Source organism: Paenibacillus glucanolyticus (genome assembly GCF_037333485.1).
Taxonomy (GTDB): Bacteria; Bacillota; Bacilli; order Paenibacillales; family Paenibacillaceae; genus Paenibacillus_AQ; species Paenibacillus_AQ glucanolyticus.
The window spans coordinates 5,577,140-5,599,451 of sequence record NZ_CP147845.1; the positions used below are offsets into that span (position 1 = coordinate 5,577,140).

6 protein-coding genes are annotated in these 22,312 nt (G+C 43.9%); 4 read left to right on the forward strand and 2 right to left on the reverse strand.

Annotated elements, in window-relative coordinates; all coding sequences use genetic code 11:
• Positions 1 to 96: 96 nt before the first annotated feature.
• The gene (locus WDY75_RS26035; protein WP_082834293.1) at positions 97 to 7,674 is read right to left on the reverse strand and encodes a non-ribosomal peptide synthetase; all 7,578 of its coding nucleotides are present in this window, start codon (positions 7,672 to 7,674) and stop codon (positions 97 to 99) included.
• 20 nt (positions 7,675 to 7,694) lie between these two features.
• The gene (locus WDY75_RS26040; RefSeq protein ID WP_063478616.1) at positions 7,695 to 17,051 is read right to left on the reverse strand and encodes a non-ribosomal peptide synthetase; all 9,357 of its coding nucleotides are present in this window, start codon (positions 17,049 to 17,051) and stop codon (positions 7,695 to 7,697) included.
• Positions 17,052 to 17,449: 398 nt separating this feature from the next.
• Between WDY75_RS26040 and WDY75_RS26045 the strand changes: the two genes are divergently transcribed.
• From WDY75_RS26045 to WDY75_RS26060, 4 genes are all read left to right on the forward strand, one after another.
• Positions 17,450 to 18,274, forward strand: a complete 825-nt coding sequence (locus WDY75_RS26045; RefSeq protein WP_063478615.1) for a TlyA family RNA methyltransferase — start codon at positions 17,450 to 17,452, stop codon at positions 18,272 to 18,274.
• Between the two features lie 52 nt (positions 18,275 to 18,326).
• Complete coding sequence (locus WDY75_RS26050) at positions 18,327 to 19,592, forward strand: MFS transporter (protein ID WP_063478614.1); 1,266 nt, start codon at positions 18,327 to 18,329, stop codon at positions 19,590 to 19,592.
• A gap of 1,347 nt (positions 19,593 to 20,939) precedes the next feature.
• Positions 20,940 to 21,476: a DoxX family protein gene (locus tag WDY75_RS26055; protein WP_063478613.1), complete on the forward strand. Its 537-nt coding sequence runs from the start codon at positions 20,940 to 20,942 to the stop codon at positions 21,474 to 21,476.
• Positions 21,477 to 21,736: 260 nt separating this feature from the next.
• On the forward strand, positions 21,737 to 22,261 hold the full coding sequence (locus WDY75_RS26060; protein ID WP_063479743.1) for a DoxX family protein: 525 nt from the start codon (positions 21,737 to 21,739) through the stop codon (positions 22,259 to 22,261).
• The last annotated feature ends 51 nt before the right edge of the window (positions 22,262 to 22,312 follow it).

The window sequence follows — 22,312 nt, forward strand, 5'->3', positions numbered from 1 at the left end:
ACAGATTAGAGTACTTTATGACCAATACTCTATAGTCTTTATTGAACTTCCCAACACTTCCCCCTCCAGTAATCACCTCTATGGTTAGAATAAATCCTAACTTCTGTTTTCTAAGAAGGTGAAGGCTTCTTCCAAATCCTCAATAGAAAGTTCCTTCATTCCGAAATCACTTGGTGTTCGCTGAGTCTCTTTCTTTTCCTTACAATGAGCTATAATAGCCTTCAGATACGCTTTATAATTATCCACTAGGGATTGCATTGTACTAGAACGGAATACATAGCTATTGTATGTGAAAGACAGCTTTAGCTTTCCTTCCTCTACCAGTCCATTAATATCTAAAATGTGCTGACTGTGATTTTCAGGAGCGATCTCCATACCACCTAGGTTCTCATTGGAAGGTTCATCAAACTGACCTAAATAGTTAAAGCTTATCTCTGGTTCGGTTTCCCATAGATGATCATCCGAAAGGTATTTGATAATGCCATATCCGATCCCTTTGGCGGGAACTCTTCTCAAGGTTTCCTTTACCGTTTGAATGACGGTTTCAATATCACTTTTCTGAACCTCAAACAACACCGGGTAAACGGTTGTAAACCATCCTACTGTTCTATTCACGTCAACTCCAGCAATCACTTCTTCCCGGCCGTGTCCCTCCATGCTCACTAACACTTTGCTCCCTTGCGTCCATGTCTTAATGGCCAGAACAAGGGCCGTCAATAACAAATCATTGATCTCCGTTTGATACGCACGATGGACCACAGTAAGTAGTTCCCGGGTTTGTTCCTGCTCCAAGGTTAACGTTTTCGTCTCCCCATCTTCCATTGGGTACACATTCGGTCCATTGTTATCCTTAGGAAGTTCATGTCCTCTGTTTGTTTCAATGTGTTGCCAATACGCGATTTCTTGTTTTAGCTTCTTGCTCTGTGCATAGTTTTGAAGTTCATTTGCCCAAGCCTGATATGAGCTTGTTTTTATCGGCAATTGAGCACAACCATTCTCATACAGCGTGTGGAAATCTTCCAGTAGAATCCGCCACGACACTCCATCAATCACCAGATGGTGGATGATGATACACAGATAGTCTTCTTTGGTTGTGTGTATCACTCCAAGTCGAATCAGCTTTCCTTCTTCCAAACTTAAACTCCCTTGCATGCGATCCCACTGTTTTTTCATTCGCCAATCTGTATCGGATTCTTGGCAAAAATCATGTTCTTCGACTGCGAATAGTTCTCCCTCAATACCTCGATTCATTTGTACAATGCCTTGCTCCTGCTGACTATAGATCATCCGCAGCGCATCATGATGGTTCACCAAAATCTGAAATGCTTTAACTACGCGGTCGATATCCCAATGTTGGTGTGGCAAGATAACCGATTGATTCCAATGATCAGGTTTTACAAATTGTTCTTTGAAAAACCACTGTTGAATCGGTGTAAGTGGTACTTGACCTGTGACTGTACCTTGATCAAATGAGCACAACTCGTTTTTTACTTTATCTGCTACTCCTGAGATAGAGGGGTGACGGAATAAATCTTTCATCTCCAGTTTGAGATGATATTTACTTAAGCGAGCTGCAATTTGAATCGCTTTTATCGAATCCCCGCCCAGTTCAAAGAAATTGTCCAGCACCCCAATCCGTTCGCTACCCAGCACCTCTTGCCAAATCTGTACCAGAATCTCTTCCGTTGGCGTTGCGGGCCCTTCATACGGTGCACTCGTCTGAAGTTGTCCCTCGGGTTTGGGCAGCCCTTTCTTATCCACCTTCCCGTTGGGCGTGAGTGGCAGTTGCTCCATCTCCACAAAGTAGGACGGAATCATGTACTCCGGCAACGTACTGCCCACATGCTGGCGCAACTCTCCGACGCTCCAGCTTGCTGAAGTAACAAGGTAGGCACACAGATAGGCACTGTCCTGTTCCTCTTGGCGCGCAATCACCACCGCTTCCTTCACCTTTGGATGCTCTAGCAAGGCCGCTTCGATTTCACCTAGTTCTACGCGGTTCCCTCGGATTTTCACCTGCTCATCGATGCGTCCCACATATTCGATGCTTCCGTCAGGTAACCACCGGACCAGATCGCCGGTGCGGTACAACCGCTCGCCGGGTTCAAAGGGGTTGTCGATGAATTTCTCCGCCGTCAACTCTGGCCGCTGCCAATATCCTCGGGCAATTCCTACGCCTCCGACACAGAGTTCGCCTGGAACCCCTATAGGCATGACCTGTAAGGCTGGGTTTAATATGTATACCTTTTTGTTCGATATCGGTGTACCAATCGGTGCCTTAGCCATATCTGGCGTACATAGGGCAATCGTTGTATCTACCGTGGCCTCGGTTGGACCATAGGCGTTTAAAAATCTTCGACCTTCTCCCCACTTTCGCACCAGTTCGATGGGTAACGACTCCCCTCCCGTGCTTATACTGGTTAGATTTTCCAGTCTCCTATATGGTAAGCCTGTAAGGAAAGAAGGAGGTATGAAAGGGATAGTTGATATTTGATTATCATCCAACCAATCAATAAATTGGTCACTTGACAGAATTAACTCTTTAGGTGGGATATAAATAGTTGCTCCATGTAACAAACTATGGAATACATCACCCACAGCAGCGTCAAAACTAAAAGAACCAAATTGCAATACATGACTTCCTTCGTGAATATTGTATGTTTCTGCCATTAAAGAAAGATTGCATACACCTTGGTGTTCCACCATAACCCCTTTAGGATTTCCGGTTGAACCAGATGTATAGATTAAGTAGGCCAAATCATGCGGACCATTAACTATGTCTAGATTGGAGACATCCTCCCCGTTAAGTGGTATACGGTCTACTTCCAAGGTTTCTCCTGTATAACTCTCTGGGATCGACAAGCTATGGTGTGTCAGCAACAGCTGCGTTCCACTGTCTGCCAACATGTACGATAGACGCTGCACCGGATAATCCGGGTCCAGTGGCACATACGCCCCTCCCGCTTTGAGCACACCCAAAATGGCTACCACCATATCCATGGAGCGTTCCATCATCACGCCAACATATTCGTCTCTTGCCACACCTTTATTCCTTAGTACTCGGGCCAAATGGTTTGCCCGTGCATTAACTTCCCTATACGTTAATTGCTCATCTTCAAAAACGACTGCGATGTAATTCGGTGTTCTCTTCACCTGGGCTTCAAACAGTTCCTGAATGGTTTTGTCATGCGCGTAGTCTTTAGTTGTTTGGTTAAAGTCGTATAGGATCTGCCACTGCTCTGCTACAGTGGTCACTTCGACCTCCGAAATTCGCATTTTAGGGTTAGCAACTACCTGCGCCACAATATGTTTAAAATGCTCGGCCATTCGCTCAATACTTGCGCGTTGGAACAAGTGCGTGCTATATTCCACTAGGATTTGTAAGTTCTCTCCGTTATTAAAGGCATCCCAGCTGAGATCGAACTGTGTATTGTTCCACTCCGTAGCTCGCGGGGTAATCTCCAGATTCTTCAGGTTCATCCGTGCGTTGGCCTGACTATTTTGCAAGGTAAACAGAGTGTCCACAAGTGGGTGACGACTCATATCTCGGCGAAGCTGCAACTGTTCTATCAACTCTTCGAACGGATACTCCGCATGCTCATATGAGGCATACACTTGGTCTTTTACTTGCGTTAAAAACGTCCGGAAGGAGAGCGCTGCTTGTGGCGCATTCCGGAAAGTTATGGTATTGATGAACACCCCAACGATTTTCTCCAATTCCATCTGTGGTCGTCCCACAATGGCTGTCCCAACAATAATATCCTCTTGGCCTGTATATTTTGCGAGCAGAATGTTATAACAAGCGAGTAAGACAGCGTACAAGGTGCTTCCTTCTTGAACTGCCAAAGCTTTTAGTCCGTGTAACATCTGGGCATCCAGTTCAAATTCGTACGTTTCCCCCTCAAAACGTTGCACCGGCGGACGCGGATAGTCTGTCGGCAGTTCCAATACAGGGAGTTCCCCTTCATATTGGTCCAACCAATACTGTTTATGCCTTACCAAACGCTCTTTCTGTTCTCGACTTTGTTGCCATACAGCATAATCTTTGTATTGAATTCGTAACGGTTCTAATGTTTGCCCTTCATAGAGTGCACCTAGCTCCCGCAACAAGATATCCCAAGACATGCCATCGGAGATAATATGGTGCATATCCATTAGTAGCAGATATTCTTCCGCACCCAACCGGAGGAGCTGGATCCGAAATAATGGCGCTTGACTGAGATCAAAGAGTCGCACAAACTGTTGGATATGTTGCTCCGCCTCTTCAGCTCCCACATCCAAGATGTCCATGTTTATCCTGACGCGCGGATGGATAATTTGCATTAATGCATCATCTATCAGTTCAAAGGATGTCCGCAATGCCTCATGTCTTTCAATCAGTGCATGCACAGCCTGCTTCCAGCGTTCTTCATCCAGTGGACCCTGAACATGATACACAACCGGCATGTTATAACTCGTATCTGCTCCTTCCAACTGCTGCACCACATACATTCGGCGTTGCGCAGATGATGTGATGTAATAAGGTTGCTCCTCAGCCACCGCAATGTCTTCGTACACACGCTCGTTCCCGTGTTGTTTAATGTATTCAGTTAATTCTCTGATGTTCTTACGGGCAAATACTTCTCTCAAAGGGATCTCCACATCCAGCCCTTTATGCATGCGGGATACAAGCATCATTGCTTTAAGCGAGTGACCGCCCAGTTCAAAGAAATTGTCCAGCACCCCAATCCGTTCGCTACCCAGCACCTCTTGCCAAATCTGTACCAGAATCTCTTCCGTTGGCGTTGCAGGCGCTTCATACGGTGCACTCATCTGAAGCTGTCCCTCGGGTTTGGGCAGCCCTTTCTTATCCACCTTCCCGTTGGGCGTGAGTGGCAGTTGCTCCATCTCCACAAAGTAGGACGGAATCATGTACTCCGGCAACGTACTGCCCACATGCTGGCGCAACTCTCCGACGCTCCAGCTTGCTGAAGTAACAAGGTAGGCACACAGATAGGCACTGTCCTGTTCCTCTTGGCGCGTAATCACCACCGTTTCCTTCACCTTTGGATGCTCTAGCAAGGCCGCTTCGATTTCACCTAGTTCTACGCGGTTCCCTCGGATTTTCACCTGCTCATCGATGCGTCCCACATATTCGATGCTTCCGTCAGGTAACCACCGGACCAGATCGCCGGTGCGGTACAACCGCTCGCCGGGTTCAAAGGGGTTGTCGATGAATTTCTCCGCCGTCAACTCTGGCCGCTGCCAATATCCTCGGGCAATTCCTACGCCTCCGACACAGAGTTCGCCTGGAACCCCTATAGGCATGACCTGTAAGGCTGGGTTTAATATGTATACCTTTTTGTTCGATATCGGTGTACCAATCGGTGCCTTAGCCATTCCGCTTACGCATTGAGCAAGGGTTGCGCAAACGGTAGTTTCTGTTGGTCCATATGCGTTAATAAATATTCGTTCGTGGCTCCATACTTCCACAAGATCCACCGGTAACACTTCACCTGCCGTCACAATCGTTTTCAGATCAGGCAATTGAACTGAAGGCAACGTCCTTAGCAATGACGGGGAGATGAACGGGATACACGTGATTCGGTGATTATCTAACCATTGGGCAAATTGCTCTCCTGAATGCTGTATCATTTTTGGAACAATGTACAATGTTGCTCCATGGAAAAGACCAAGGAAGATTTCCCACACCGAAGCATCAAAGCTCATTGAAGCTACTTGAAGTACCCGACTATGTGGATCAATCTGTAGTTTGGAAGCAATTTCCGAGAGATTACAAACTCCATCATGATCGACCATGACTCCTTTGGGATTCCCGGTTGATCCAGATGTATAAATTAAGTAGGCTAAATCGTGCGAACCATTGACCACATCCAGGTTGGAGACATCCTCTCCGTCAAACGACATGCGGTCGATTTCCAAAATTTCTCCCGCATAATTTTCTGGGATCGTCAGGTCACTATGGGTCAGTAACAATCGGGTCCCACTGTCCGCCAACATGTACGACAGACGTTGCGCTGGATAATCCGGATCCAGCGGCACATAAGCACCACCCGCTTTGAGCACAGCCAGCATACCAATGATGAACTCTGAAGAACGTTTCATCATTACGCCAACAAACTTATCTGTAACTACACCTTTACTTCTAATTACTCGGGCTAGTTGGTTAGCTCGGGCATTAATTTCTTTATACGTCAGTTGCTGTTCTTCATAAACGACAGCAATGTGATCTGGCGTGTTGGCTACCTGCTTCTCAAACATTTCATGAATAGTTTGAGAAGTATAAGGGGTTGAGGTGTCATTAAATTCTGTGATTATCTTTCTTTTTTCTTCAGTTGTAATAAAGTCAAAGTTAGAGAAAGAGTCATAAGGGCTATCAATAAGCTTGCACGCAAGATGTTCAAAATTATTTAGCAAGTTCACAATCCATTCTGTCGAGTATAATTCTGGATCATAATGTAAATCTATAAGGAGTTCTTCTTTCTCGATAACCTCAAGAACAAAGGGATAGTCACTCTGCTCAAAACCATCTATTAAGTTAATTTCAAATAGTCCTTCCCTTTCAGCTACCGATCGCTCTATATCTATCGGATAATTCTCAAACACAATAATATGATCGATTATAGGGATGTTTTTATTTTCATTTCTCAGAGTTGATTGTATATCAGCTAAGGAAAGGTATTGATAGTTTAAGGACTCCAAGAATTTGGATTGACTACTTGAGAGTAAGTCAGAAAAACTCTCAGCATTTTTACTGTTAATCCTTGTAGGTATTGTATTCACAAATAATCCTACGATATCCTCGACCCCTTCAATTTCAGAAGGTCGTCCTGATACTACAGAACCATAAACGACGTCATCTGTATTATTGTATTTCTGTAAAAGGACTCCCCAGATACTCTGAAATAAAACACTCAGCGTTACATTGTGGCTGATTGCCATTTTTTTCATGTTTTCTGTGAGTGGTTTACTAAGTGAATATGAAGTAGTGAAACGTTCTCTAGATGATCTGTCTTTTGAGATGAAATTTGTGATTTGTGGTGCAAAACTATAACCTCCTAAGTAATGTTTCCAGTAAGCCAATCCTTCATCGGCATCCTGCTGTTGTATCCAATCAATATATAACCGATACGGTGGAACTTTCTCTTTTATCAAAGGTTTCCTATAAACGATGTTGTGATAATTGTTTAACAGCTCGTCCATAACTACTCCCATGCACCATCCATCCATTAAGATATGATGGCTGGTCAATATTAAAAGGTACTCCTCCTCACCAATTTTCAGGAGTGAAAGGCGAATCATAATGTCTTTGTTCAGATTGAATCTTTTTTGGCGGTCTTTTTCAACAAATTGATTAATGGAGTCCTCTACTTCGTCTCTTTTTTGAATATGAGAGATATCTAGAAAATTCAATTCTACATTTTTTTCTTTTAAAATTACTTGGACAGGTTTCCTTACCTTTTCATATACAAAGACAGTTCTTAGGACGTCATACTTTTCAACTAGAAAATTAAAGCTATTATGCAAAATATTCTGGTCTACGGCCCCTATTACTTTAAAAATTGACTGTCCTAAATAAATGTTCGAATCACTTTCATCAATATAATGATAGAGCATCCCCATTTGCATGGGTGACAGTCCATAAATATCCTTTACTTCATTTGGTTTAAACAACTATTCACACCTCCAAAAGGTTATTTACTTAGTGCAGAAAAAATATCATTTAAATCCTCGATAGAAAGTTCCTTCATTCCGAAATCACTTGGTGTTCGCTGAGTCTCTTTCTTTTCCTTACAATGAGCTATAATAGCCTTCAGATACGCTTTATAATTATCCACTAGGGATTGCATTGTACTAGAACGGAATACATAGCTATTGTATGTGAAAGACAGCTTTAGCTTTCCTTCCTCTACCAGTCCATTAATATCTAAAATGTGCTGACTGTGATTTTCAGGAGCGATCTCCATACCACCTAGGTTCTCATTGGAAGGTTCATCAAACTGACCTAAATAGTTAAAGCTTATCTCTGGTTCGGTTTCCCATAGATGATCATCCGAAAGGTATTTGATAATGCCATATCCGATCCCTTTGGCGGGAACTCTTCTCAAGGTTTCCTTTACCGTTTGAATGACGGTTTCAATATCACTTTTCTGAACCTCAAACAACACCGGGTAAACGGTTGTAAACCATCCTACTGTTCTATTCACGTCAACTCCAGCAATCACTTCTTCCCGGCCGTGTCCCTCCATGCTCACTAACACTTTGCTCCCTTGCGTCCATGTCTTAATGGCCAGAACAAGGGCCGCCAATAACAAATCATTGATCTCCGTTTGATACGCACGATGGACCACAGTAAGTAGTTCCCGGGTTTGTTCCTGCTCCAAGGTTAACGTTTTCGTCTCCCCATCTTCCATTGGGTACACATTCGGTCCATTGTTATCCTTAGGAAGTTCATGTCCTCTGTTTGTTTCAATGTGTTGCCAATACGCGATTTCTTGTTTTAGCTTCTTGCTCTGTGCATAGTTTTGAAGTTCATTTGCCCAAGCCTGATATGAGCTTGTTTTTATCGGCAATTGAGCACAACCATTCTCATACAGCGTGTGGAAATCTTCCAGTAGAATCCGCCACGACACTCCATCAATCACCAGATGGTGGATGATGATACACAGATAGTCTTCTTTGGTTGTGTGTATCACTCCAAGTCGAATCAGCTTTCCTTCTTCCAAACTTAAACTCCCTTGCATGCGATCCCACTGTTTTTTCATTCGCCAATCTGTATCGGATTCTTGGCAAAAATCATGTTCTTCGACTGCGAATAGTTCTCCCTCAATACCTCGATTCATTTGTACAATGCCTTGCTCCTGCTGACTATAGATCATCCGCAGCGCATCATGATGGTTCACCAAAATCTGAAATGCTTTAACTACGCGGTCGATATCCCAATGTTGGTGTGGCAAGATAACCGATTGATTCCAATGATCAGGTTTTACAAATTGTTCTTTGAAAAACCACTGTTGAATCGGTGTAAGTGGTACTTGACCTGTGACTGTACCTTGATCAAATGAGCACAACTCGTTTTTTACTTTATCTGCTACTCCTGAGATAGAGGGGTGACGGAATAAATCTTTCATCTCCAGTTTGAGATGATATTTACTTAAGCGAGCTGCAATTTGAATCGCTTTTATCGAATCCCCGCCCAGTTCAAAGAAATTGTCCAGCACCCCAATCCGTTCGCTACCCAGCACCTCTTGCCAAATCTGTACCAGAATCTCTTCCGTTGGCGTTGCGGGCCCTTCATACGGTGCACTCGTCTGAAGTTGTCCCTCGGGTTTGGGCAGCCCTTTCTTATCCACCTTCCCGTTGGGCGTGAGTGGCAGTTGCTCCATCTCCACAAAGTAGGACGGAATCATGTACTCCGGCAACGTACTGCCCACATGCTGGCGCAACTCTCCGACGCTCCAGCTTGCTGAAGTAACAAGGTAGGCACACAGATAGGCACTGTCCTGTTCCTCTTGGCGCGTAATCACCACCGCTTCCTTCACCTTTGAATGCTCTAGCAAGGCCGCTTCGATTTCACCTAGTTCTACGCGGTTCCCTCGGATTTTCACCTGCTCATCGATGCGTCCCACATATTCGATGCTTCCGTCAGGTAACCACCGGACCAGATCGCCGGTGCGGTACAACCGCTCGCCGGGTTCAAAGGGGTTGTCGATGAATTTCTCCGCCGTCAACTCTGGCCGCTGCCAATATCCTCGGGCAATTCCTACGCCTCCGACACAGAGTTCGCCTGGAACCCCTATAGGCATGACCTGTAAGGCTGGGTTTAATATGTATACCTTTTTGTTCGATATCGGTGTACCAATCGGTGCCTTAGCCATATCTGGCGTACATAGGGCAATCGTTGTATCTACCGTGGCCTCGGTTGGACCATAGGCGTTTAAAAATTTTCGACCTTCTCCCCACTTTCGCACCAGTTCGATGGGTAACGACTCCCCTCCCGTGCATATCGTCTTTAATTCAGGTAAATTTACAAGTGGAAGATTTTGCAACAGTACCGGAGAGAACCCAGGAATGCATTCAACTTTCTCTTCTCGTAGCCAAGTGAGTAATTCGGATCCTGAAAGTAAGCGTTCTCTACTCGCTATAAATAAGGCCCCTCCATTCAACAACGTGTAGAAAATTTCACCTACGGATACATCAAAACTAAATGAAGAACACTGTAAAACATGAGTACCAGGCTGTACTTGGAAATTTTGGCCCACCACTTGTAAATTGCATACACCTTGGTGTTCCACCATAACCCCTTTAGGATTTCCGGTTGAACCAGATGTATAGATTAAGTAGGCCAAATCATGCGGACCATTAACTATGTCTAGATTGGAGACATCCTCCCCGTTAAGTGGTATACGGTCTACTTCCAAGGTTTCTCCTGTATAACTCTCTGGGATCGACAAGCTATGGTGTGTCAGCAACAGCTGCGTTCCACTGTCTGCCAACATGTACGATAGACGCTGCACCGGATAATCCGGGTCCAGTGGCACATACGCCCCTCCCGCTTTGAGCACACCCAAAATGGCTACCACCATATCCATGGAGCGTTCCATCATCACGCCAACATATTCGTCTCTTGCCACACCTTTATTCCTTAGTACTCGGGCCAAATGGTTTGCCCGTGCATTAACTTCCCTATACGTTAATTGCTCATCTTCAAAAACGACTGCGATGTAATTCGGTGTTCTCTTCACCTGGGCTTCAAACAGTTCCTGAATGGTTTTGTCATGCGCGTAGTCTTTAATTGTTTGGTTAAAGTCGTATAGGATCTGCCACTGCTCTGCTACAGTGGTCACTTCGACCTCCGAAATTCGCATTTTAGGGTTAGCAACTACCTGCGCCACAATATGTTTAAAATGCTCGGCCATTCGCTCAATACTTGCGCGTTGGAACAAGTGCGTGCTATATTCCACTAGGATTTGTAAGTTCTCTCCGTTATTAAAGGCATCCCAGCTGAGATCGAACTGTGTATTGTTCCACTCCGTAGCTCGCGGGGTAATCTCCAGATTCTTCAGGTTCATCCATGCGTTGGCCTGACTATTTTGCAAGGTAAACAGAGTGTCCACAAGTGGGTGACGACTCATATCTCGGCGAAGCTGCAACTGTTCTATCAACTCTTCGAACGGATACTCCGCATACTCATATGAGGCATACACTTGGTCTTTTACTTGCGTTAAAAACGTCCGGAAGGAGAGCGCTGCTTGTGGCGCATTCCGGAAAGTTATGGTATTGATGAACACCCCAACGATTTTCTCCAATTCCATCTGTGGTCGTCCCACAATGGCTGTCCCAACAATAATATCCTCTTGGCCTGTATATTTTGCGAGCAGAATGTTATAACAAGCGAGTAAGACAGCGTACAAGGTGCTTCCTTCTTGAACTGCCAAAGCTTTTAGTCCGTGTAACATCTGGGCATCCAGTTCAAATTCGTATGTTTCCCCCTCAAAACGTTGCACCGGCGGACGCGGATAGTCTGTCGGCAGTTCCAATACAGGGAGTTCCCCTTCATATTGGTCCAACCAATACTGTTTATGCCTTACCAAACGCTCTTTCTGTTCTCGACTTTGTTGCCATACAGCATAATCTTTGTATTGAATTCGTAACGGTTCTAATGTTTGCCCTTCATAGAGTGCACCTAGCTCCCGCAACAAGATATCCCAAGACATGCCATCGGAGATAATATGGTGCATATCCATTAGTAGCAGATATTCTTCCGCACCCAACCGGAGGAGCTGGATCCGAAATAATGGCGCTTGACTGAGATCAAAGAGTCGCACAAACTGTTGGATATGTTGCTCCGCCTCTTCAGCTCCCACATCCAAGATGTCCATGTTTATCCTGACGCGCGGATGGATAATTTGCATTAATGCATCATCTATCAGTTCAAAGGATGTCCGCAATGCCTCATGTCTTTCAATCAGTGCATGCACAGCCTGCTTCCAGCGTTCTTCATCCAGTGGACCCTGAACATGATACACAGCCGGCATGTTATAACTCGTATCTGCTCCTTCCAACTGCTGCACCACATACATTCGGCGTTGCGCAGATGATGTGATGTAATAAGGTTGCTCCTCAGCCACCGCAATGTCTTCGTACACACGCTCGTTCCCGTGTTGTTTAATGTATTCAGTTAATTCTCTGATGTTCTTACGGGCAAATACTTCTCTCAAAGGGATCTCCACATCCAGCCCTTTATGCATGCGGGATACAAGCATCATTGCTTTAAGCGAGTGACCGCCCAGTTCAAAGAAATTGTCCAGCACCCCAATCCGTTCGCTACCCAGCACCTCTTGCCAAATCTGTACCAGAATCTCTTCCGTTGGCGTTGCAGGCGCTTCATACGGTGCACTCGTCTGAAGCTGTCCCTCGGGTTTGGGCAGCCCTTTCTTATCCACCTTCCCGTTGGGCGTGAGTGGCAGTTGCTCCATCTCCACAAAGTAGGACGGAATCATGTACTCCGGCAACGTACTGCCCACATGCTGGCGCAACTCTCCGACGCTCCAGCTTGCTGAAGTAACAAGGTAGGCACACAGATAGGCACTGTCCTGTTCCTCTTGGCGCGTAATCACCACCGCTTCCTTCACCTTTGAATGCTCTAGCAAGGCCGCTTCGATTTCACCTAGTTCTACGCGGTTCCCTCGGATTTTCACCTGCTCATCGATGCGTCCCACATATTCGATGCTTCCGTCAGGTAACCACCGGACCAGATCGCCGGTGCGGTACAACCGCTCGCCGGGTTCAAAGGGGTTGTCGATGAATTTCTCCGCCGTCAACTCCGGCCGTTGCCAATATCCTCGGGCAATTCCTACGCCTCCGACACAGAGTTCGCCTGGAACCCCTATAGGCATGACCTGTAAGGCTGGGTTTAATATGTATACCTTTTTGTTCGATATCGGTGTACCAATCGGTGCCTTAGCCATATCTGGCGTACATAGGGCAATCGTTGTATCTACCGTGGCCTCGGTTGGACCATAGGCGTTTAAAAATCTTCGACCTTCTCCCCACTTTCGCACCAGTTCGATGGGTAACGACTCCCCTCCCGTGCATATCGTCTTTAATTCAGGTAAATTTACAAGTGGAAGATTTTGCAACAGTACCGGAGAGAACCCAGGAATGCATTCAACTTTCTCTTCTCGTAGCCAAGTGAGTAATTCGGATCCTGAAAGTAAGCGTTCTCTACTCGCTATAAATAAGGCCCCTCCATTCAACAACGTGTAGAAAATTTCACCTACGGATACATCAAAACTAAATGAAGAACACTGTAAAACATGAGTACCAGGCTGTACTTGGAAATTTTGGCCCACCACTTGTAAATTGCATACACCTTGGTGTTCCACCATAACCCCTTTAGGATTTCCGGTTGAACCAGATGTATAGATTAAGTAGGCCAAATCATGCGGACCATTAACTATGTCTAGATTGGAGACATCCTCCCCGTTAAGTGGTATACGGTCTACTTCCAAGGTTTCTCCTGTATAACTCTCTGGGATCGACAAGCTATGGTGTGTCAGCAACAGCTGCGTTCCACTGTCTGCCAACATGTACGATAGACGCTGCACCGGATAATCCGGGTCCAGTGGCACATACGCCCCTCCCGCTTTGAGCACACCCAAAATGGCTACCACCATATCCATGGAGCGTTCCATCATCACGCCAACATATTCGTCTCTTGCCACACCTTTATTCCTTAGTACTCGGGCCAAATGGTTTGCCCGTGCATTAACTTCCCTATACGTTAATTGCTCATCTTCAAAAACGACTGCGATGTAATTCGGTGTTCTCTTCACCTGGGCTTCAAACAGTTCCTGAATGGTTTTGTCATGCGCGTAGTCTTTAATTGTTTGGTTAAAGTCGTATAGGATCTGCCACTGCTCTGCTACAGTGGTCACTTCGACCTCCGAAATTCGCATTTTAGGGTTAGCAACTACCTGCGCCACAATATGTTTAAAATGCTCGGCCATTCGCTCAATACTTGCGCGTTGGAACAAGTGCGTGCTATATTCCACTAGGATTTGTAAGTTCTCTCCGTTATTAAAGGCATCCCAGCTGAGATCGAACTGTGTATTGTTCCACTCCGTAGCTCGCGGGGTAATCTCCAGATTCTTCAGGTTCATCCATGCGTTGGCCTGACTATTTTGCAAGGTAAACAGAGTGTCCACAAGTGGGTGACGACTCATATCTCGGCGAAGCTGCAACTGTTCTATCAACTCTTCGAACGGATACTCCGCATACTCATATGAGGCATACACTTGGTCTTTTACTTGCGTTAAAAACGTCCGGAAGGAGAGCGCTGCTTGTGGCGCATTCCGGAAAGTTATGGTATTGATGAACACCCCAACGATTTTCTCCAATTCCATCTGTGGTCGTCCCACAATGGCTGTCCCAACAATAATATCCTCTTGGCCTGTATATTTTGCGAGCAGAATGTTATAACAAGCGAGTAAGACAGCGTACAAGGTGCTTCCTTCTTGAACTGCCAAAGCTTTTAGTCCGTGTAACATCTGGGCATCCAGTTCAAATTCGTATGTTTCCCCCTCAAAACGTTGCACCGGCGGACGCGGATAGTCTGTCGGCAGTTCCAATACAGGGAGTTCCCCTTCATATTGGTCCAACCAATACTGTTTATGCCTTACCAAACGCTCTTTCTGTTCTCGACTTTGTTGCCATACAGCATAATCTTTGTATTGAATTCGTAACGGTTCTAATGTTTGCCCTTCATAGAGTGCACCTAGCTCCCGCAACAAGATATCCCAAGACATGCCATCGGAGATAATATGGTGCATATCCATTAGTAGCAGATATTCTTCCGCACCCAACCGGAGGAGCTGGATCCGAAATAATGGCGCTTGACTGAGATCAAAGAGTCGCACAAACTGTTGGATATGTTGCTCCGCCTCTTCAGCTCCCACATCCAAGATGTCCATGTTTATCCTGACGCGCGGATGGATAATTTGCATTAATGCATCATCTATCAGTTCAAAGGATGTCCGCAATGCCTCATGTCTTTCAATCAGTGCATGCACAGCCTGCTTCCAGCGTTCTTCATCCAGTGGACCCTGAACATGATACACAGCCGGCATGTTATAACTCGTATCTGCTCCTTCCAACTGCTGCACCACATACATTCGGCGTTGCGCAGATGATGTGATGTAATAAGGTTGCTCCTCAGCCACCGCAATGTCTTCGTACACACGCTCGTTCCCGTGTTGTTTAATGTATTCAGTTAATTCTCTGATGTTCTTACGGGCAAATACTTCTCTCAAAGGGATCTCCACATCCAGCCCTTTATGCATGCGGGATACAAGCATCATTGCTTTAAGCGAGTGACCGCCCAGTTCAAAGAAATTGTCCAGCACCCCAATCCGTTCGCTACCCAGCACCTCTTGCCAAATCTGTACCAGAATCTCTTCCGTTGGCGTTGCAGGCGCTTCATACGGTGCACTCGTCTGAAGCTGTCCCTCGGGTTTGGGCAGCCCTTTCTTATCCACCTTCCCGTTGGGCGTGAGTGGCAGTTGCTCCATCTCCACAAAGTAGGACGGAATCATGTACTCCGGCAACGTACTGCCCACATGCTGGCGCAACTCTCCGACGCTCCAGCTTGCTGAAGTAACAAGGTAGGCACACAGATAGGCACTGTCCTGTTCCTCTTGGCGCGTAATCACCACCGCTTCCTTCACCTTTGAATGCTCTAGCAAGGCCGCTTCGATTTCACCTAGTTCTACGCGGTTCCCTCGGATTTTCACCTGCTCATCGATGCGTCCCACATATTCGATGCTTCCGTCAGGTAACCACCGGACCAGATCGCCGGTGCGGTACAACCGCTCGCCGGGTTCAAAGGGGTTGTCGATGAATTTCTCCGCCGTCAACTCCGGTCGCTGCCAATATCCTCGGGCGACGCACGGGCCCGAAACACATAATTCACCTGGCACAAGTACTTCTCGTTCATCCAAATCAGTGTCTAATATGTACCACTTCATATTTGTAATTGGACGCCCAAGTGGAGGAGACGATATTGCATTATTCTTCATATAGCAATCATAATACGAAATTTCAGCAACTTCAGTTGAGCCATAAATATTGCTTAACATTGTGCCATATTTATCAAAAATAAGATGTTTAAACCGATTTATATGAGCTGATTGCAATATTTCTCCGCTAGTTAACACAAGCCTTAAACTATGTATTTTTTTGGTATTTGCATGTTGCATAAGTTCATCAAAAAATAGATTGAGCATAGATGGAACAAAGTGGATACTCGTCACATTGTACCGTTCTACACAATCAATAACTTGCTTTGGAGACCTATCATATTCGTTGTTAAGAACTGCAACACATGAACCAACAAAAAACCATGTAAACAATTCCCAAACTGAAACATCAAATGTAAAGGGTGTTTTAAATAACAAAACTTCATTCTCATTAAATTGATAATGCTGCACCATCCATTCGATTCTCTGTACAACAGAACCATGTTCTACCATTACTCCTTTGGGTTTCCCTGTTGTTCCTGAGGTATAAATCAAGTACGCTAAGTTAGAGGAAGTGTGGTATTTGGTTAAATTAGTTTTGGCAAATAAATCATATATATCACTATTTATATCGTAATAGCTTATATGGTCAAATTGTTCAAGGTTAACATCAAAATGTAACACTTTTTTTATATTACTGTCTTGAATAATGCTCATCAGCCTCTGATTCGGCAGAGATGCATCCAGAGGAACATACCCCCCCCCAATTTTCAATATTGCAAGTATGCCAATAATCATTTCTAAGGAACGGACAGCTGATATTCCAATCAGTTCTTCCTTTTCAACCCCCTTACTCTCTAAAAAATGAGCAATTTGGTTTGATCTCTCATTTATAAACTGATAATTAAATTCGCCTCTATCTGTTAAAATTGCTGATTTTAAAGGAGTTAGCAACGCTTGCTTTTCAAAAATGGAATCGATAGTTCTTACTCTTATGTCTTGTATGCTTGATGCGTTTTGAATGGAATGCATACTAGTCACCTCACAAGTGAATTTGATTTCAAATTCCAAATTATGATATTTCAGGGAGGGTATTTATACAAATATTTCAATTCTACTCAACTTGGTATATAGAAAATTAGAACTTTAGTGAAAATATATCAGCCTCACTAAAAAATGTCAAACTTTGTGATATTATCATATTATATATGAAAATATATATATATTGATTATTTTTTTAAAAAAAATATAAACTAATATGTTATATTGTAAATAGATATATTTTTGTATATATTTCAATATATTGGCTTCTCATGGGTTGAGCATACGTTTTTGTGTTGTCATGTATTTAGATCTATTTCTTTTTAATTTTCATAAAATATTAATTTAATGAACAGGTTTCCAAATTTCTTTAGTAAGGAGATTAAAACATGAAAACAAAAAAGCTTCATTTATGGGAACTTCTCGTAGATCGTGGAATATTTGAGGACAAGAAAACCGCAACCACATGGGTTATGGCTGGGAAAGTACTGGTTAGTGATGAATTAGCAGTAAGTTCAGCAGAAAAATTCCCTGAGAATGTATCTATTAGAATTAAAGGTAATGAACATGGTTTTGTGGGTAAAGGTGGCCTTAAGCTCAAGCAGGCCATTGAAGACTTTTCAATTGATGTGAGTGGAAAGACAACTTTAGATACTGGTGCATCTACAGGAGGATTTACTGATTGCCTTCTTCAACATAATGCAAGTAAAGTTTATGCAATAGATGTTGGATATGGTCAACTAGCTGGGAAATTAAGACTTGACCCTCGGGTTGTAAACATGGAAAAGAGAAATATAGGAGAGATTCAAAAGAGTGATCTCTTGCCATTACCAGACCTAGCCACAGTTGATCTTTCATATTTATCTTTAAAAAAGAGCATTCCTATTATTAAAAATTTACTAGCACCCGATGGTGAACTTGTTTGTCTAGTTAAACCATTATTTGAAGTTACCGAAACTTCAATTCGCAGAACTGGAGAAATAAAGAATTCAAACACTTATAAAGATGTCCTACTTGATCTAGTTTCTTTTGTTCACTCTCTCAACCTGACATGTGTAGGTGTTACAAATAGTCCTATCACCGGGAATAAAGGTACCAGAGAATTCTTCCTTCATATAACTTCCCAAAATGTTCATAAAAGAGAATTTGATATTTTAAAACAAGTTGATCTTTCGATTGAACGTGCACTCCAGCTAGTTAACTATAGAAAATAAGATGTTGTGTTATTTTGAAATTCATATGTATAAGAAAATTTGGAGGCGCTAGATGCTCAACAAAAACATTTTAACATTGTTAGTTGCTCGTATTTTTTCAAATATCAGCGACAGTCTTTATGCTATCGCAAGTATATGGTACATAAAAGAAGCAACAGGTTCACCCCTGTGGGTGGGGGTGGCAGGAGGAGTTTTATTAATTCCACGCGCGTTACAATTTTTATTCGGGCCTGTTATAGATGGTTTTCCAAAAAAAAGAATACTGCTTGTATGCGAAGCGACACAAGCTATCATTTTCATTTTAATTTCGATAAGTTTTTTCACGAATACTCTTGATTGGCGCCTACTACTACTATTTATTTTTATTGGAGAAGTATTCGCTCAACTAAGCTATCCAACAGAAGAAGCGTTAGTCCCTAGTCTTGTTAGCGAGAAGGAACTGACAAAAGTCAATTCAATATTCACATTTACGTATAATGGATTAGACATGATTGGTAATGCATTGTCCGGCTTAATTATTCTGTTCTTGGGTATTGGATTAATTTTCACTCTAAATGCCTTGAGCTTTATTGCAATCTTTTTAATCGTCTTTTTCTTTCTTAAGCTCCCTAAAACACTTTCAAACTATAGACTAGTCGATTCCGAGGAAAATCATCAGCATCTTTCAAATTATAAACGAGAATTAAGAGACGGTATTGTTTATTTGTATGGAAGAAAGAGATTAATGAAACTCTTGTATTCATTCATATTCATAAACTTCATTGTTACTATCTCGATTTCAATATTACCAATAATTGAAACGTCAGTAGCTAGGTATGGTTATTGGATGGGGGCAATGTCTATTGGTATGGTAATAGGAAGTTTAATTGTTAACTATGTAGCCAGATATAACTTAAGAAAAGTACTCATTTGGCTCTCCTTTTTATGTGGAATATCATGGTTAGGAACCTTAACTTTTCTCAATAACAATTTCATAGTGGCATTGTTTTTCTTTACAATTGTCTGGTCCATGATTGGTACAACTCAGGTGTTATTGGAAACCATCATTCAAATAAATGTCGAACTAGATTACCTTGGAAGAAGCAATACTGTTATCGGGACATTTCTGAGTATATTTACACCATTAGGTTATTTTCTAGGAGGAATTCTTGCCACATTAGTGTCACCTCAATTTTTATTTTTGCTATCTGCTATTGCATACTTCTGTGTTACTCTATACTATCTATTCGAACCAAATTTTAAGAGATATGTGTCTGTTGATGAAGCCTTCGAGGAAATTGACTCTCCTATTCAGCAAACAGACTCAATTCAAATATAATTAACTCAATTTTCGCAGCTCGGATCTCTAAATAAACCCTTGATGTAGCTGGGGAAACCAGAGTTCCATTCTTGTGATTGACAAAAAACGCCCGTTTGGTTCTTTTGCGTTTGTACTTTTCATTTAGATATTCTTGTCCATTCCGGCAATCGGTACAAGAACTTGTACCGATAATATATGCAATCCTGGTTGTCGTAATGAATCAATTCTGATCGATATCATTCATTTTTTGATCGCAATCGCACTCAATGATAATTCCATATTATGTAATTTTATTTTTGAATGTATTCGAAATGTTGAAGCATCTGGATGTCAAGGCCAAGGGGAACCGATCTGAGATTATCTTCGCTCTTTGGTGGAGCTAGATCGTTCCAAGGAACCTGAATGGTAGTAACAATGCATGCTTGGGATATGCTATCCTCGAAGCGCAACAACTGTTACAGTGAGGAGAAAACTAAAGCGCTCGTCAAAGCGATCTACAGGCAATTCGATCTTGTCTCGGTTCCAGAAGCACGGAAAGCTTATGAAGACTCAGATTACTAATTTCTAAACAGTAGCAAAATGCTACTGCCACTATAACGGAATACATTGAGAGGTCGCCTGCCCTCTAGTTGGGCAGGCGACCTCTCACACTACAATACGGTATACGGTGGTTTAACCGTTTAAGTGCATTTGACTTAAGCCTCGTACTCTCGTACTGGGCTGGGCAGTTATAATACCCTGCCTGTGCGAGGCTTGCGTTTGTTACAGAGCTATTCAACACCGCGCTCCAGCTATTCGCCAGTAGCCCTGCCTTGTATTTCCCCATGGATCTGCCTGCCAATCGAATACTCTAGTTTCGCATGGGTGATGGGCGATCGAGCAATCATTCAAGCAGGCACGGACATGTACTAAGTGTGCGGGTTGCGGTGTTCGTGAAACATGGAGCTGGTGGCATGCATAAGGTAGAGCTGCATTGACATAAGAAGCATTGAGTGTGCGCTTTTTCGCGATGTGAAGATTGCAGTGCTGCGAAACATAGAGTGCAGTAAACGTGATGCATAAAGTGCAGTGATGTACAGGATCCAGTACACAAGATGCACAGAATCCACTTGCACGTGATGTACTGAGTGAAGCGCTATAGATGCTCAGAGACAGTGCTCATACAGTACCAAACATCCGCTGCGAGCGGCTCATTCTGGAACGTTCACAACTTTGTGATATTTATCACATATAATGTGAATATTTTCACTTATAATAAAGACATAGAGAAGGTGATCACTTCTAGACAACAAGAACCCACAACATCGACATCGAAAACACAGCAATTATCCAAAAATCAAAACCTCATTTTAAGGAGTGGTTTATATGTTTAACAACTGGCTGAGAACAAACAAATTTGCAATGTGGCTGCTGACCATCATTCGGGTCTACCTCGGATACGAGTGGATGACGGCAGGCTGGGGTAAACTAACCGGCGGCTTTGATGCCGGCGGCTTCCTGCAAGGTGCGATTGCCAACGCAAGCGGTGATCACCCGGCTGTACAAGGCTGGTGGGCAGCGTTCCTCGAACATGCGGCACTGCCGGGCGTGAACCTGTTTAACTTCATCATCCCACTCGGTGAATTCCTGGTCGGTCTCGGACTGATCCTCGGTACCTTCACCACCTTCGCCGCACTGATGGGACTAGTCATGAACGCCGCGTTCCTCTTCTCGGGTACGGTAAGCACCAACGCCCAGATGCTGCTGCTTGAAGTACTGGTCATCGTCGCCGCTGCTAATGCCGGTAAAATCGGGTTTGACCGTTGGGTCCTCCCTTACCTCCGTGGTGTGTGGGGCCGGATTACGCACCGCGCCAGCGAGCCTGAAACAACGACAACAAATTTTAAAAAGCGCACAGCTTAACATAGTCTGATTCAACAGAAAAGATGATGGGGACTTCGGTTCCCGTCATCTTTTTTTCATGCCAAGAACCCAGGCCAAATCGCACCTTACGCGAATACTGTATTTAAATACAGTTTTTTGCAAATATGAATAATTTGATTAGAGACGACATTAAATAGATCGTTGCTGTTTTTTTCAGAGATCATCGCTTTAACGAATTTCAAATTTGCAAAAATCTGAAAACAAAAAAGAGAATGATTATTCATGGAGGAGTGGTGCTGGTGTTTATTCAATGGTTGCAATCAAGCAAAATCGCAATGTGGCTGCTGACGGTCATCCGGGTGTATGTCGGGTATAAGTGGTTGACGGCAGGCTGGGGCAAGTTAACAGGAGGGTTTGATGCAAGCGGATTTATGCAAGGGGCGATTGCCAAATCTACAGGAGAACAACCCGCGGTTCAAGATTGGTGGGCCGTATTCCTGAAGCATGCCGCACTGCCTGGCGTCAAATGGTTCAACATTATCGTTCCCCTGGGTGAATTTCTCGTTGGGCTCGGTCTGATCCTCGGCACGTTTACCGCGTTCGCGGCACTTATGGGGCTTGTGATGAACTCTGCGTTCCTGTTCTCGGGCTCCATCAGCATCAATGGTCAGCTCCTGCTGCTTGAATTCCTCATTATTCTCGCTGCTGCCAATGGCGGCAAGATCGGTATTGACCGCTGGCTTATGCCATACCTCCAGGAGAAATTCAGACGCCGGGTCAAAATCAGCAGCGATCCCTCCACTCTTCAGAAGCAAACAGTCTGAGTAGAAGGAGTCCCTATGGAGCACCAATGTCATACAGCAGAACAAAATCAA

What these genes read in the sequence shown, in the direction of transcription:
- WDY75_RS26040 (WP_063478616.1), bottom strand. Translation starts at nt 17,051, where the DNA reads ATGCATTCCATTCAAAACGCATCAAGCATACAAGACATAAGAGTAAGA.
- WDY75_RS26045 (WP_063478615.1), top strand. Translation starts at nt 17,450, where the DNA reads ATGAAAACAAAAAAGCTTCATTTATGGGAACTTCTCGTAGATCGTGGA.
- WDY75_RS26050 (WP_063478614.1), top strand. Translation starts at nt 18,327, where the DNA reads ATGCTCAACAAAAACATTTTAACATTGTTAGTTGCTCGTATTTTTTCA.
- WDY75_RS26055 (WP_063478613.1), top strand. Translation starts at nt 20,940, where the DNA reads ATGTTTAACAACTGGCTGAGAACAAACAAATTTGCAATGTGGCTGCTG.